The organism is Lysobacter sp. M2-1, assembly GCF_022662495.1.
GTDB lineage: Bacteria > Pseudomonadota > Gammaproteobacteria > Xanthomonadales > Xanthomonadaceae > JAKPBU01.
On the sequence record NZ_JAKPBU010000001.1, the window covers coordinates 1,782,104 to 1,796,058 of the forward strand.

General features: G+C 65.8%; 12 protein-coding genes. 3 read left to right on the forward strand and 9 right to left on the reverse strand.

The genetic code is table 11. The features are described from left to right. Positions 1-33 precede the first annotated feature (33 nt). Both MC375_RS07790 and MC375_RS07795 read right to left on the reverse strand, forming a co-directional pair. On the reverse strand, positions 34-648 hold the full coding sequence (locus MC375_RS07790; RefSeq protein WP_242102714.1) for a hypothetical protein: 615 nt from the start codon (positions 646-648) through the stop codon (positions 34-36). Positions 649-747: 99 nt separating this feature from the next. Further along, positions 748-1,353 (reverse strand): hypothetical protein, encoded by a 606-nt coding sequence (locus tag MC375_RS07795; RefSeq protein ID WP_242102715.1) that lies wholly within the window; start codon positions 1,351-1,353, stop codon positions 748-750. Positions 1,354-1,727: 374 nt separating this feature from the next. Between MC375_RS07795 and MC375_RS07800 the strand changes: the two genes are divergently transcribed. Next, on the forward strand, positions 1,728-4,139 hold the full coding sequence (locus MC375_RS07800; RefSeq protein WP_242102716.1) for an FG-GAP-like repeat-containing protein: 2,412 nt from the start codon (positions 1,728-1,730) through the stop codon (positions 4,137-4,139). A gap of 44 nt (positions 4,140-4,183) precedes the next feature. Here MC375_RS07800 and MC375_RS07805 read toward each other — a convergent pair whose 3' ends face one another. Then, entirely contained in the window at positions 4,184-5,824 is a 1,641-nt protein-coding gene (locus MC375_RS07805) for an electron transfer flavoprotein-ubiquinone oxidoreductase (RefSeq protein WP_242102717.1), read from the reverse strand. A gap of 139 nt (positions 5,825-5,963) precedes the next feature. Here MC375_RS07805 and MC375_RS07810 point away from each other — a divergent pair, with 139 nt between their 5' ends. Continuing rightward, positions 5,964-6,587: an alpha-ketoglutarate-dependent dioxygenase AlkB gene (locus tag MC375_RS07810; protein ID WP_242102718.1), complete on the forward strand. Its 624-nt coding sequence runs from the start codon at positions 5,964-5,966 to the stop codon at positions 6,585-6,587. Positions 6,588-6,638: 51 nt separating this feature from the next. Here MC375_RS07810 and MC375_RS07815 read toward each other — a convergent pair whose 3' ends face one another. Genes MC375_RS07815 through MC375_RS07830 form a run of 4 tightly spaced genes read right to left on the reverse strand, consistent with a single transcriptional unit; the run spans position 6,639 to position 10,210 of the window. Continuing rightward, positions 6,639-7,310 (reverse strand): ABC-type transport auxiliary lipoprotein family protein, encoded by a 672-nt coding sequence (locus MC375_RS07815; protein WP_242102982.1) that lies wholly within the window; start codon positions 7,308-7,310, stop codon positions 6,639-6,641. 2 nt (positions 7,311-7,312) lie between these two features. Then, complete coding sequence (locus MC375_RS07820) at positions 7,313-8,233, reverse strand: MlaD family protein (protein WP_242102719.1); 921 nt, start codon at positions 8,231-8,233, stop codon at positions 7,313-7,315. A 5-nt stretch (positions 8,234-8,238) separates the two neighbouring features. Continuing rightward, positions 8,239-9,090 (reverse strand): ATP-binding cassette domain-containing protein, encoded by an 852-nt coding sequence (locus MC375_RS07825; protein WP_242102720.1) that lies wholly within the window; start codon positions 9,088-9,090, stop codon positions 8,239-8,241. Between the two features lies 1 nt (position 9,091). After that, positions 9,092-10,210 carry an MlaE family lipid ABC transporter permease subunit gene (locus MC375_RS07830; RefSeq protein ID WP_242102721.1) on the reverse strand — a complete coding sequence of 373 codons (1,119 nt, stop codon included), beginning with the start codon at positions 10,208-10,210 and terminating at the stop codon, positions 9,092-9,094. Positions 10,211-10,316: 106 nt separating this feature from the next. Between MC375_RS07830 and MC375_RS07835 the strand changes: the two genes are divergently transcribed. After that, positions 10,317-11,570 carry a threonine/serine exporter family protein gene (locus MC375_RS07835; protein ID WP_242102722.1) on the forward strand — a complete coding sequence of 418 codons (1,254 nt, stop codon included), beginning with the start codon at positions 10,317-10,319 and terminating at the stop codon, positions 11,568-11,570. A gap of 69 nt (positions 11,571-11,639) precedes the next feature. Here MC375_RS07835 and MC375_RS07840 read toward each other — a convergent pair whose 3' ends face one another. After that, a complete protein-coding gene (locus MC375_RS07840; protein WP_242102723.1) occupies positions 11,640-12,014 on the reverse strand; it encodes an H-NS histone family protein in 375 nt (124 codons plus the stop codon). A 178-nt stretch (positions 12,015-12,192) separates the two neighbouring features. Further along, positions 12,193-13,908: a proline--tRNA ligase gene (locus tag MC375_RS07845; RefSeq protein WP_242102724.1), complete on the reverse strand. Its 1,716-nt coding sequence runs from the start codon at positions 13,906-13,908 to the stop codon at positions 12,193-12,195. Between the last annotated feature and the right edge of the window lie 47 nt (positions 13,909-13,955).

Genomic DNA, 13,955 nt, shown 5'->3' on the forward strand with positions numbered 1-13,955 from the left:
GGCCTTCAAGAGGCGCTATTTCCAACTCTTGGATTACAGGTCCGCAGCGGATGCGTATATGTACACTTCGAAGCGCTTGCCATCGGCTGAGGGCACTTCGAGCATTTGTGTGACGGGTAGAGTCTTGGCGAATTTTGTGAGCAGCGGCATTACGAATTTGTCCGATTCGGCACCGTCGGCGAGATTGAGCTGGATGCGGCATGTCTTGCTTCTGCAATCCACTCGCGCACCTTCCGGCGTAGGAGCCCCTTCGGCCGCCACCTCGACGATGGCCTCCTCCACGGTGTGAATCGTCTTGCCCGCCCAGGCTGCGTTGATGGGCTCGGAAGCGAAGCTGGTGTCCAGCGTGGTCTTCGATGTAGCGATCTCCCGCGCCCGCGCGGCGGGGCTCTCGTTTCTGCGCTCCTCGCCCGGAATGTTCGCGGAGAACGACGCTCCTGGACCAGGCGCGCGAGAGGTGGCGGGTGACGCGCCGAAGCCCGCATCTGCCCTAGAACGCATTTCGGGGCGACGGTGTTGGGTCTCGAGTTTTTCCAGCCGGGCGGAAAGCAGGTTCAAAGCCGTCTGCTGCCGGTACTGGCCGTAGACAAGCACCGCTGCGGCAACGATCAGCGCGGCCGAGCCGATCGCGATGGGCGTGGGTTTCATCGTTTCAAGCAACCTCGATGGCAATGGCGGGAATCACATACGGGAACGGCGGATGACCGCCGTTCCCACACCTGCGTCAGGCGGCGTAAGCCGACGGCATCACAGAGGCGGCGTGTAGTAGTAGTGCCCCGTCTCGCCGTATTCGTAGATCTTGTAACCGATCAGGGCGACGTTGTACGGCTGCAGACAGCTTACCTGCAGGCTGTAGTTGCTGCCGATCGACAACCCGGTCCAGGTCGCTCCCTCGAAAACCAGCGTTTGCGGGGTGGAAGTGCGTCCTGAGGAAATTGCGAGGGTCTCGGTTTTCGTTGCGCTGCCGCCGTCGAGATCCCGGCCCGCGAGCGTGCATGAGGTTTCGTAGGTCGTCCCCACGATATCGGGCACTGCGGAGTAATCCAGATACACTCGGATTTCGATTGCGCCGGCCCTGGTTGTATTGTTGAAGTCCGCCTGGTTGACCGCGTCCTCGGTGTCGAACGTGATAGCGCAGGAGGTATAGCGCGGTGCTGCGTTATCGTTGCGCAGCCGGCCCTGCACGATGGTGAAGTCCTTCGAATGAATGCCGTAGGCAGGCTGGCACTGCGCGCCGGTGTAGGTCTTCCGATCGTAGGAGGCCCAGTTGTCTCCTGCGAACGCGGTTCCGATCGCTCCCAGGCCAATTACGACCAGAGCAGTATGGAGGCAGGTTCTTGAAATCGATTTCATGGATATATTTCCTCAGCATGATGAATAGGTTGGCAGCCGCATATCGCACGCCGTCGTCCACGAGCGTGCTGCCAACACCAACAAACGCGCCCGGGGCTTTGAAACGGACAAAATGCGTCATGCTGAACGACGCACGAGATCACAGTTTGTGAGCATGCGCGTACCGTAGCGAGGACACGCTAAACCAGCGAGGCGGTTGCGTACGGGCGGATAGTAGCTGTGATCGTGGATCCCCCCACGTCCCGGCTTCACTCGTCAAAGGTCTCGCAGTGCACGCATTTGGCGGTGTTGATCTACAGGCGCCCAGCTTCACCACCGCCAGGGGCTGGTCGGTTACGATCCCGAAAACGCCCGCGGATGACAGGAGGGGTCGGATGCGTGCTCGTATGGTGGTTATCGCCTTGCTTTGCGGTCTGATGGCCGGCTGCGCGGAAGATCGGGGCCAGACATCTTCAAGTCGCTTACACGCGGCCGTGCCGGACAAGGCCCGGCAGCCCTTGCCCATGCGCCAGGTGCTGGCGCAACGCGGGCTCTCGGATGTCGCCTCGCTTCCGGACCGCGGAGAGTTCATGGTGAGCGATCTGAGTCGCGCTTCAGTGCGGCGAGGCGCGCAGACCTTCCATCCGGTGCAATTGAGTGAAGAACACGCGTTGATGGCCATCTCCAAGGGGGAGATGGTCATTCCTGCTCCCAATGGTCAGCCGATACGGCTGCGCTATGAGCGGCACGTCGAACATGCAGACGGAAACTGGACGTGGATCGGCAGGTCCGAGCGCAGCAAAGGGGCGGACGCCATCGTCACATTCGGCGAGAAAGCCGTTTTTGGCAGCATTCCCTACGGCGACGAGGCGCCCCTGCAGCTGATGGTCACCGCCGCAGGCAGCTGGCTGATCGAAACCGACCGGCGGCTGCTCGGCAAAGCGGGCGCGATCGAGCCGTCGTCGGAAGCCGACTTCCTTGCCCCCTTGATGCGGGCCGGCCTGCGGGCTTCCTCCTCACGCAAGACTGCCTTGCGCGCGACGGCGAGCAAGACCGCCACGTCGGAAGCCGCCGCACAGGCGAGCGCAGGCAACACGGTGGATCTGGTGCTGGGATACACGAGACATTTCTGGAGTCGCTACGGGGGCCGGCGGGCGGGAACAACTCGCCTGAACTATCTCGTCGATCTGACCAACCTGGCCTATGCCAACAGCCAGCTGGACGCCAGGGTACGGCTGGTGCGGACGGTCATGGTGGACTACCCGGAGAACACCTCGAATACAACCGCGTTGTTCGAGCTGACCGGCGTCGCCTGCTCGACGTCCAATGCCAGTGACCTGAGACTTCCCGATCGCGGTGTCAACTGCACGCCGGCCGCCGTGCCGGCCGCCTTGCGGCCGCTGGTGGACGCTCGCGACCATGCTGGCGCCGATCTGGTTGGACTGGTTCGAAATTTCACCGCTCCCGAGAATGGCAGTTGCGGGGTAGCCTGGCTGCTCGGGGGTGGTCAGCGGCCCATCGAAAGCGTCAGCGCGGACTTCGCTTTCTCCGTAGTGAGCGACTCCGGCGGAGACGCGTTTCCGGATGGGGGGATGACCTGTCGTGAAGAATTCCTCGCCCATGAGTTGGGGCACAACATGGGCTTGCAGCACGACCGCGCCACTGCCCAAGGGTCGGACGATACCGACGGCAACGGTGTGCTGCTGGACCCCGAGGAATACGGCCGGTATCCCTACGCCTTTGGATATACCAGTGGCAGCTTCTATACGATCATGTCGCCGCGCTACGTGGGCCAGACGGGGTTCCGTTACTTCTCCAATCCGCGGATCAGCATCTGCGCCGGTTCCCCATGCGGTGTCGAGAATGAGGCTGACAGCGTACGCGCGCTCGAACAGACCATCCCGGTGGTGGCAGCGTTCCGTGCGATGGTCATCCCGCTGACGGGAATGCTGCGGCGCGATTATGACAATGACGGGCGGTCGGATTTCGTGTGGCGCAATTCTGACACCGGCGACACTCTCCTGTGGTGGCACCCCAGCGGTGCCCCGCTCTCTCCATTGGCGCCAGTGTCGATTGCATGGACCGTCGCGGGCATCGGCGATTTCGACGGAGACAACCATGCGGACCTCCTCTGGCGTAATGCCGGTACGGGCGCTAACGTCATTTGGCGGTCCGCCAACCATGCGCAGTACCAGACGATCAGATCGGTCGGTGCCGGCTGGATCGTCGCCGCGGTAGGCGACTTTGACGGCGATGGAAGCGCCGATCTTCTGTGGCGCAACGCGAGCACTGGCGTCAACGTCATCTGGCGGTCCGCCAGTGCTTCCACCGCCCAGACGATCAGATCGGTCGGCGCGGGATGGACCGTGGCTGGGGCCACGGACTTCAATGGCGATGGAAGCGCCGATCTTCTGTGGCGAAATCCAAGCACCGGCGTGAACGTGATCTGGCGATCCGCAAATGCGAACACTGCGCAGGTGCTCACGTCGATGACGGGGGCGGGCTGGGGCGTGGCCGGCGTCGGTGACTTCAACGGCGATGGCAGGTCCGACATCTTCTGGCGCAATTCGAGCACCGGCGCAAACGTGATCTGGAGATCGGCCAACTCGGCCACGATCCAGACGGTGAAATCGGTTGCCGTCGCATGGATCATCCCCGTGGTCGACGACTACGATGGAGATGGCTCGATGGATATCTTCTGGCGCAATACCAGTACCGGTCACAACGTCATCTGGAAATCCGCCAATCCTGATACTCCGCAAGCAGCGGGCAGCGTGGGCAGCATGAGCTGGGTAGTCATGAAGTAACCCAGGGTCGAGGCGGAATCCGGCGTCGGGCCACCGCGGTCGAGCTAGAGGTTCTGGTAGTTCGGCCCTGCTCCGCCTTCCGGTGTCACCCACGTAATGATCTCGTACGGGTCCTTGATGTCGCAGGTCTTGCAGTGCACGCAGTTGGCGGCGTTGATCTGCAGGCGCTTGCCGTGTTCGGCGGATGCGTCGTCGACGATCTCGTAGACGGCGGCGGGACAGAAGCGGGTGCAGGGGTTGCCGTATTCCTCGGCGCAACGGGTCACGCAGATGCTGGTGTCGGCGACCTTGAGGTGGACGGGCTGGTCTTCGTCGTGCTCGGTGGCGGCGAAATAGACGCCTGCCAGGCGGTCGCGCGGCGGCAGCGGGCGTTGCACATAGTCGCGCCTGGGTGATTCCTGTTCGCCGAGCTTGTGCAGGGACGACCAGTCGGCCTTGTTGCGCAGGGTCCAGGGCGACAACCCGCCGGTGGCCGTTTCCCAGGCGGCATTGAGCATGCCGAACCACAGCCCGCGCTTGAACCCGGGCTTGATGTTGCGCACCTTCTTCAGTTCGGCCATCGCGTCGGATGCGCGCAGCTTGGCGTCGTAGCCTTCCGGCGCGAGCCGGGAGGACACCAGATGCTCGGCGGCGAGCATGCCGCTGCGGATCGCCTGGTGGGTGCCTTTCACCTTGGGCACGTTGAGCAGGCCGGCGGTGTCGCCGATCAGCAGAGCGCCGGGCATCTCGGTCCTGGGCAGGGATTGGTATCCACCGGTGACGATGGCGCGCGCGCCGGCGCTGAGGATGGTGCCGCCTTCCAGCAGCGGCGCGATCGTCGGATGGTTCTTCCACTGCTGGAAGGCTTCCCACGGCCGGTATTCGGGATCGTTGTAGTCCAGACCGCTGACATAGCCGAGCGCGATGCGATCCCCGTCGAGGTGGTAGAGGAAGCTGCCGCCGTAGGTCTTGTTGTCGGCGGGCCAGCCGAAGCTGTGCACGATCCTGCCCGGCGATACGCGTCCGGCAGGCACCTGCCAGAGTTCCTTGATGCCGATCGAATAACCCTGCGGATCGCTGTCGGCATCCAGGCCGAAGCGCTTGACCAGACGCTTGGTCAGATGCCCGCGCGCGCCTTCGGCCAGCACCGTGACCTTGGCGTGGATGTCGATGCCCGCGGTGTAGCCAGGCTTGTGCGAGCCGTCCTTGGCCACGCCCATGTCGCCGATGCGTACCCCGATGACGCGTCCATCGGCATCGTGCAGGGTCTCCGCGGCGGCGAAGCCGGGATAGATCTCCACGCCCAGCGCCTCGGCCTGCGGCGCGAGCCAGGCGCACATCGCGCCCAGGCTGACGATGAAATTGCCGTGGTTGTTCATGCCCGGCGGCACCGGCAGCTTGCGGCCGCCGGTCTTGGTGAGCAGCCAGAATTCGTCGTCGGTGGCGGGGACGCAGATCGGCGGCGGGGTGTCGCGCCAGCCCGGGAGCAGGGCATCGAGCGGTCCGGGCTCGATCACCGCACCGGACAGGATATGGGCGCCGATGGTCGAGGCCTTCTCGATCACGCACACCGAGATGTCCGGATCGAGCTGCTTGAGCCGGATCGCAAACGACAGCCCGGCCGGACCGGCGCCGACGGTGACGACGTCGTATTCCATGACGTCGCGTTCGACCTGTTCGGCGGCGTTGGCGTCGTGTTCGCTCATGCTGGCGGCCCGGCTGGCAATGCGCGCGATTGTCGCGTTTTTGAGGTCGAGCCGGCAAACCGAGGGTGCCTTGAATGGCGCGGCGGGAATCGCATCCAGCGGATAGGCCCGTCGAGGCCTCGTCTGCTAGCGTCCGCGCATGGCGATGACGCAACTGCAGCTGCCGGGAGCCGAACTCGAATTCGATCCGCACTGGCTTTCCCGGCACGAAGCGGACGAGCTCATGGACGCGTTGTTCGACGCCGTGCCGTGGGAAATCCACCGGATCCGATTGTTCGGGCGCGACGTGGATTCGCCCCGGCTGAGTTGCTGGATCGGCGATCCGGAGGCGCGCTATCGCTACTCCGGCACACTGTTCGCGCCGCGACCATGGCATGCATGCCTGCTCCCGGTGCGCGCGCGCCTGTTGCGGCAGCTGGATGTCGCGTTCAACAGCGTGCTCGCCAACCGGTATCGCAGCGGCCGCGACGCCATGGGCTGGCACAGCGACAACGAACCCGAGCTCGGTGCGCGGCCGGTGATCGCGTCGTTGAGCCTGGGCGCTACCCGACGGTTCAAGCTCAAGAGCCGCACGCCGGACGGGCCAGGCATGGACCTGGACCTGACGCACGGGAGCCTGCTGGTCATGCGCGGCGATACCCAGGCGCATTACCGGCATGCCCTGCCCAGGACCGCGAAAGCGGTGGGCGAACGCATCAATCTGACGTTCCGGCGGATATTGGACGTGGCCGGTCCGCACAGGATCGAACCTTCGCAACGTTGAACTGAATCCCGGCGAGCGGCTTCGTCCGCGGAATGAAGGGGCAGGGCTTGGCTATTTCGCCGGGTGGCTGCCGCTTTGCTCGTGGGCGTCGCCGGCCGATAGCGCCCACCCGGCGATTTCGCCGCCGACACGACCGAGCGCCTGGGAGAAGGCATCGGCGACCGAGCCGACATCGGTGGCTCCCGCGGGCACGGCCTGCAGGAAGGTGCGCGATCCGACGATGTCGTTGCCCGGAGCGTGCAGGAGCTTGGCGTTGACCTCGATCGTCGCCGCAGGCACCGCATCACCGGCGTAATCGGCCTCGTAGCGACGCAGGTCCAGGATCAGTTTGTAGTTGGCGGCGACGCCACTGCCCTGGCGGCCGACCGCGGGTATTTTTCCCGAGTCCTCCAGCGCGCGCAGCAGGGTGTCCTGCAGCTGTTCGGACGGGGTCTTGGCCCAGTTCGCGCCTTTGTAGACCTGCAGTTCGCCCGGCGTGGGACGCACCGCGATGCGCAGGCTGTCCACCATGCGTGCGGCCGCGGGATGACCGATCGACAGCTGCCAGCCGACCTGCGGCCAGGATGGGTCCGCCTGGATGCGCGGATCGGGCGCGTAGATGGTCGCGGCCTCCTTGGGCCCACCTCCGAGCAGGCTGCAACCACCCAGGACAAGGGCCAGCGCCAGCGGCAGCGCGCCGCCCGCGAGCCGGGCGCCCACCGATCCACGATTGCCGTTACGCATGTTCATTCGGGTTCGAACTCCTTGGGTGCGTCGCGGCCCAGCAGATAGCGCGCGGGGCTGCCGTCGAGCCGGTCGGTGACGCGGCGCAGATCGCGGACCAGGGCCCGCAGTTCTCCGAGGGTCGGACCGAGCTGTGCCAGGCCATCGTTGGCGAAGCTCTGGATCGCGGCGCGGTTCTCGTTGAGGATCGCGTCGGCGCCGCCGGCGGCCGAATCCAGCCGGGTGAGGGTGGCATCGAGCTTGCGCAGCAGGGCCGGCAGTTCCCGGTCGATGTTGGCGACCGCGCCATTCGCGCTTTCAAGCGTGGCGTTGAGCTGTTCGCTGGCCAGGCGCGCATTGCGCACGAGCGCGCGCAGGTCTTCCTTCTGGGTCGCATCGCCCAGCGCGGCGGTAATGTTGTCCAGGTTGGTCAGCGTGTTGTCGATGTGCTCGATGTTCTCTTCGCTCATCAGCTTGTCCAGGCGCGCGACCAGCTTGCTCGCGGTATCGGCGATGTTCTGCAAGGCGGACGGCTCGGTCGTGATCACCGGGATCGTGTCGGCATCGTTCGATACCAGGCGCGGCGCGTTGGGGCTGCCACCGGTCAGCTGGATGAAGGGACTGCCGGTGATGCCGGCCTGGGACAGCTTGGCCTTGGTGTCCACCTTGACCGGCGCGCTGGCTTCCAGTTTCAGGCGTGCGCGCACCTGGCGCGGATCGCGTGGATTGAGCGAAAGTTCTTCGATGGTGCCTACCGAGATGCCGTTGTACTGGACCGAGCCGCCTTCGGTCAGGCCGGTGACCGGCTCGTTGAAGATGACGTAGTACTCCTGGAAGCTCTTGTCGGCCGAGTACTTGGCGGCCCAGAGCGCGAACAGCAGGCCGAACACCGCCACCAGGATGGTGAAGGCGCCGATCAGCACGTAGTTGGCCTTGGTTTCCATGCGGATCAGGTCGCCTGTGGTTCGGGTGTGCCAGCGGCGCGGGCGTTGGTATCGCGTGCCTGCTGCGCCGCGCGTGCGCGCGGACCGTGGAAGTATTCCTGCACCCACGGATGCTCGAAACGTTCCACTTCGGCGATCGGCGCGTTGATCACGACCTTGCGGTCGGCGAGTACGGCGATACGGTCGCAGATCGCGTACAGGGTGTCGAGGTCGTGGGTGATCAGGAACACGGTCAGGCCCAACGCCCGCTGCAGGGTGAGGATCAGCTGGTCGAACGCAGCCGCGCCGATTGGGTCCAGGCCGGCCGTGGGCTCGTCCAGGAACAGCAGCGGCGGGTCCAGGGCCAGCGCGCGCGCGATGCCGGCGCGCTTGCGCATGCCGCCCGACAGCTGCGAGGGCAGTTTCTCCACCGTGTCCGCCGGCAGGCCGGCCAGTTTCACCTTCAGCAGCGCCAGCTCGTAACGCAGCGAATCGACCATGTCCGGGTAGTATTCCTTCAGCGGCAATTGCACGTTCTCGCCCACGGTCAGCGACGAGAACAGCGCACCGTCCTGGAACAGCACCCCGGTATTGCGTTCGATGTGGTGGCGATCGGCCGGATCGTCCGAGCGCGCATCCACGCCCATGACCTCGATCTGTCCCGCATCGGGCCTGCGCAGCGCCAGGATCGAGCGCATCAGCACCGACTTGCCGCTGCCCGAGCCGCCGACCACGCCCAGGATTTCGCCCCGGCGCACGTCCAGGTCCAGGTCTTCGTGTACGACCTGGTGGCCGAATTGATTGCGCAGCCCACGGACCCGGATGATCGGCTGTGTGCCGGGATCATTGCTCTTCGATGGGCGGTCCGGATCGCTCATCTCACCAGCCCATGTACATGAACCAGATCGCCGCGATCGCGTCGATCACGATTACCAGCGAAATGCTCTGCACCACGCTCGAGGTGGTGCGCTCGCCCACCGACTGTGCGGTGCCCTTGACCTGTAGTCCCTCCAGGCAGCCGATCAGCGCGATCAGCAGGGCGAATACTGGCGCCTTCGACAGGCCCACCAGCATGTGCCGCATCTTGAAGGTGTCCTGCATCCTGGCCAGGTAGGCCGGTGGCGCGATGTCCAGGGTGAAGGCGCCGACGGTCAGGCCGCCTGCGAGGCCGGCCATCATCGCGATGAAGGTCAGCAGCGGCAACATGACCATCAGTGCGATCACCCGCGGCAGCACCAGCAGGTCGATCGGGTCCAGGCCCAGGGTGCGGATCGCATCGACTTCCTCGCGGCTGACCATGGCGCCGATCTGCGCGGTGAACGCGCTCGCGGTACGGCCGGCCAGGATGATCGCGGTCAGCAGCACGCCGAACTCGCGCAGGAAGGCGATGCTGACCAGCTCGACGACGAAGATCACCGCGCCGAAGTCTTCCAGGATGTTGGCGCCCAGGAACGCGATCACCGCACCGACCAGGAACGACAGCAGGATCACCAGCGGCACCGCGTCCAGCCCGACCTGCTCCATGTGGAAGACGGTGGCGGTGGGACGAAAGCGCCGCGGTTCCTTCACCAACCGCATCAGCTTGGACAGGTTCTCGCCCAGGAAGCTGACCAGGGCGATGGTCTCGCTCCAGTTGTCGGCGACCGCGAAGCCCAGGCGGCCGAGCGCAGCCCTGAAGCCCAGGTCGCGCTTGCGCTTCGGGCGGTCGTCCACCACGTCCTCGATCGCCGCCACCAGTTGGCGATGCTGCGGGTCGAAGGTGAAGCGATCGAAAGGCAGGTCATTGCGGCGCGCATAGCGCAGCAGCTGCAGCACGCCGAGGGTGTCCAGGCGCTCGACGCCGGTGGCGTCGATCGTGGCGATGCCCGGCGGCGCGGCCCGGAGCGCATCGCCGACGTCGCCGGCATGGCGCAGGGTCCAGCGCCCGGTCAGGCGCAGGCGCGAGCCGTCGCCTGGATCGGTTTCGGCCCTCGGCGGCTGGGTGGAGGCTTGGCTCAAGCGCGACTCGCGGTTCCGCCGTTGACGGCGGCTAAAGCTTACGCACCTGCGTCTGCGACGTGTGAACGCATTGGGCGGGGCCGTGCGCCCATGCGATCCTGTCGGCATGCGCGCCGCACCCTATTCCCCGACCGCCGCGAGCTACGCGGCGCGGATCGCCTTCGTGACCGAACTGGCTGAACGCCTGCACGGATACGGCACCACGGCCCAGCGCCTCGAGGGCGCGGTGGTCGCGGTCTCGCAGAAGCTCGGGCTGGACTGCGAGCCGTGGTCGAATCCAACCGGCATGATCCTGGCCTTCAACGATCCAAGCCGCGCGCTGGGCGAGAGCGACACCACCCGGGTCATCCGGCTCGGTCCCGGGGATACCGATCTGTACAAGCTGTGCGAGGCCGACCGCATCGCCGAGGAGGTGATGGCCGGCCGGCTCGACCTGGCCGAGGGGCACCAGGCCCTGCGCGCGCTCGACCGTCCGCGCAGCGCGCGCTGGCATGCGATGCAGGTGTTCGGCTTCGGCTTGGCCTCGGCAGGGGTCGCTGGATTGCTGCGACTGCCCTGGCTCGAGATCGGCACAGCCGCCACCACCGGGCTGCTACTGGGCTTGCTGGAACTGGCGACCCGCGACCGTCCCCGGCTCAGGGAGGCCGGTGATGCGATCGCGGGCATCCTCGCCGGCACGATCGCGATCCTGGTTGCCGCGTTCGTGGCGCCGATCAACCTCAATACGGTCATCATCGCCTCGCTGATCGTGCTGTTGCCCGGCATGGGCCTGACCAATGCGGTCAACGAACTGACCAGCCAGCATCTGGTCTCGGGCACCGCACGCTTCGCCGGGGCGGTCACCACGCTGCTCAAGCTCACCGTCGGCACGATGATCGCGGTGACGTTGCTGGCGCTGCTGGGAATCGATGCGCAGGTGCGCGCATGGCGGCCGCAGCCGGACTGGGTGGAAGGCGCCGCGCTGCTGCTGGCGGCCTATGCCTTCGCGGTCCTCTTTCGCACCGCGCGCCGTGATTACGGCATCGTGATGCTGGCGGCGATCACCGGCTACCTGATTTCGCGGCTGGCGGGCGATGCATGGGGCAGCCCGGTCGGCGTGTTCCTCTCGGCGCTGGTGATGACGGCCGCGGGCAACGGCTATGCACGCTGGTGGAACCGGCCGGGCGCGGTAGTGCGGATGCCCGGCATCATCATGCTGGTGCCCGGCAGCGCCAGCCTGCGCGGCGTGATCAGCCTGTTCCAGCAGCAGGAGCTCGCGGCGGGGCAGGATGCGATCGTCGGCGTGCTCAATATCCTGCTGGCGCTGATCGCCGGGTTGCTGTTCGGCAACCTGCTGCTGCCGACGCGCCGCAACCTGTAACCCGGCGGATCACCGCAAAACAAAACGCCGGCATCGGGCCGGCGTTTCGCGCAGGAGAAGTGTCCGGCTTTATTTCCTGATCAGGAAATCCTCGCGTTTCTTGCCTTTCTTGATCAGATCCGCCATCCAGCGCGGCGGCAGGCCACGGCCGGTCCAGGTGTCCTTGGCATCGGCCGGATTGCGGTACTTCGGCGCGACCTTGCCGGTCTTGCGCGCCTTGGCGCTCTTGCGGCCCGCGGTTTTCGATGCTTTCGCGGCTTTGGCTGCACCTGCACCGCCGAACAGTTCGGCGATGGAATAGCCCTCGGCCTTGGCCATGGCGGTGAGTTTCTTGCGTACCTGCGCGGCCGGTGTGCGCCGGGTCAGCGCGGTCTTGCGCTGGTTGGCCTGCTTGATCAGCGAATCCAGGTCCTTCGCCGAGAAATTGTCCAGATCGAAAGCCATGCGTACTCCAGATGGGGGAACGGAACTCGCCATGTGTCTGGCGTGCTACCGATAGTAACCTGCGAAAATACGTCCGCAAACCTGTTGCGCCGCTTTGCAGCGATGTCGATCGCGAATGCAATCGGCGATTCCATACCTCCATCCGCTTCGTTGCGAATGGAATCACGGAGCCATCACCTCAACGTGAAATGCCGAGCTTCGCGTGCAGCGCGGCCAGGTCGAGCTGTTCTGATTCCGCGGCGCTGCGGGCGCGGTATTCGAACGTACCTGCGGCGAGCCCGCGTTCGGACACCACCACCCGGTGCGGAATTCCGATCAGTTCGATGTCGGCGAACATCGCGCCCGGACGCAGGCCACGATCGTCGAGCACGGTTTCGATGCCGGCGTCATTCAGTTCCCGGTACAGCGCTGCTGCGGCGTCGGCCACCGCGGCATCGTTCTTGGGGTTGATCAGGCACACCGCCACCCGCCACGGCGCCATCGCTTCGGGCCAGAGGATGCCCGCGGCGTCGTGGTTCTGTTCGATCGCAGCCGCGACGATGCGCGACACGCCGATGCCGTAGCAGCCCATGGCCGGATGCACGTTTCTGCCGTTGGCATCGAGCACGGTGCAGGCCATGGCCTCGGAATACTTGCGTCCGAGCGCGAACACGTGCCCGACCTCGATGCCGCGGGCGATGCCCAGTGTGCCCTTGCCGTCGGGCGAAGGATCGCCGGCAACGGCGTTGCGGATATCGGCCACTTCCGGTTCGGGCAGGTCGCGTTCCCAGTTCACCCCGGCGAAGTGGAAACCGGCCTCGTTCGCACCGACCACGAAGTCGTGCATGGCGGCGACGCTGCGGTCGGCGACGACCCCGATCGATTTGCGCGGGTTCACCGGGCCCAGGAAGCCGGGCTCGCTGCCGAGGTGTTCGGCGATCTCTGCTTCGGTGGCCAGGCGGTAGTCGCCCAGTCCCGGGAGCTTCGCCAGCTTGACCTCGTTGACCACGTGGTCGCCGCGCACCAACGCGAGCACGAACTGGTCGGCGCCGTCCGCGTCCTTGCCGACCACCGCGATGGACTTGACCGTGCGCTGCAGCGGGATGCCCATCAGCGCAGCGACGTCCTCGCAGGTCTTCTGGGTCGGTGTATCGACCTTGCGCATCGCCTCGGTCGCGGGCGCACGTGCGCCCGGGGACACGGCCTCGGCCAGCTCCACGTTAGCGGCGTAGTCCGAGCCGTCCGAATACAGGATCGTGTCCTCGCCCGACTCGGCGATCACCTGGAACTCGTGCGAGGCGCTGCCGCCTATGGCGCCGGTATCGGCCGCCACCGCGCGGTGCTCGAGCCCGAGCCGGGTGAAGATGCGCGCATAGGTGTCGTACATATTGCGGTATTCGGCGGCGAGCGAGTCGTCGTCGACATGGAAGGAGTACGCGTCCTTCATCAGGAACTCGCGCGCGCGCATCACCCCGAAGCGCGGGCGGATCTCGTCGCGGAACTTCCACTGGATGTTGTAGAAGTTCACCGGCAGCTGCTTGTAGCTGGCCAGCTCGTTGCGCGCGAAGTCGGTGATCACTTCCTCGGCGGTGGGGCCGTAGCAGTAGTCGGCCTCCTTGCGGTCGCGGATCTTCAGCAGCTGGCCGCCGAACTTCTGCCAGCGCCCGGTTTCCTGCCACAGCTCCGCGGGCTGGACGGTGGGCATCAATAGCTCGATCGCACCGGCGCGATCCATTTCCTCACGTACGACGGCTTCCACCTTGCGCAGGACGCGCAGGCCCAGCGGCGACCAGGTGTACAGGCCGGCGGCCAAGCGCCGGATCATCCCGCTGCGCAGCATCAGCTGGTGGCTGACGATCTCGGCGTCGGCCGGGGTTTCCTTGATGGTGTGGAGATGGAATCGCGACAGGCGCATCGGCGGTGTAATGGCAAACGGATCGCCATTGTGCCATGCAGCAACCC

Coding starts and splice junctions, on each gene's coding strand:
- MC375_RS07790 (WP_242102714.1), bottom strand. CDS start 648: ATGAAACCCACGCCCATCGCGATCGGCTCGGCCGCGCTGATCGTTGCC.
- MC375_RS07815 (WP_242102982.1), bottom strand. CDS start 7,310: ATGCGTAACGGCAATCGTGGATCGGTGGGCGCCCGGCTCGCGGGCGGC.
- MC375_RS07820 (WP_242102719.1), bottom strand. CDS start 8,233: ATGGAAACCAAGGCCAACTACGTGCTGATCGGCGCCTTCACCATCCTG.
- MC375_RS07825 (WP_242102720.1), bottom strand. CDS start 9,090: ATGAGCGATCCGGACCGCCCATCGAAGAGCAATGATCCCGGCACACAG.
- MC375_RS07810 (WP_242102718.1), top strand. CDS start 5,964: ATGGCGATGACGCAACTGCAGCTGCCGGGAGCCGAACTCGAATTCGAT.
- MC375_RS07805 (WP_242102717.1), bottom strand. CDS start 5,824: ATGAGCGAACACGACGCCAACGCCGCCGAACAGGTCGAACGCGACGTC.
- MC375_RS07800 (WP_242102716.1), top strand. CDS start 1,728: ATGCGTGCTCGTATGGTGGTTATCGCCTTGCTTTGCGGTCTGATGGCC.
- MC375_RS07835 (WP_242102722.1), top strand. CDS start 10,317: ATGCGCGCCGCACCCTATTCCCCGACCGCCGCGAGCTACGCGGCGCGG.
- MC375_RS07840 (WP_242102723.1), bottom strand. CDS start 12,014: ATGGCTTTCGATCTGGACAATTTCTCGGCGAAGGACCTGGATTCGCTG.
- MC375_RS07845 (WP_242102724.1), bottom strand. CDS start 13,908: ATGCGCCTGTCGCGATTCCATCTCCACACCATCAAGGAAACCCCGGCC.
- MC375_RS07795 (WP_242102715.1), bottom strand. CDS start 1,353: ATGAAATCGATTTCAAGAACCTGCCTCCATACTGCTCTGGTCGTAATT.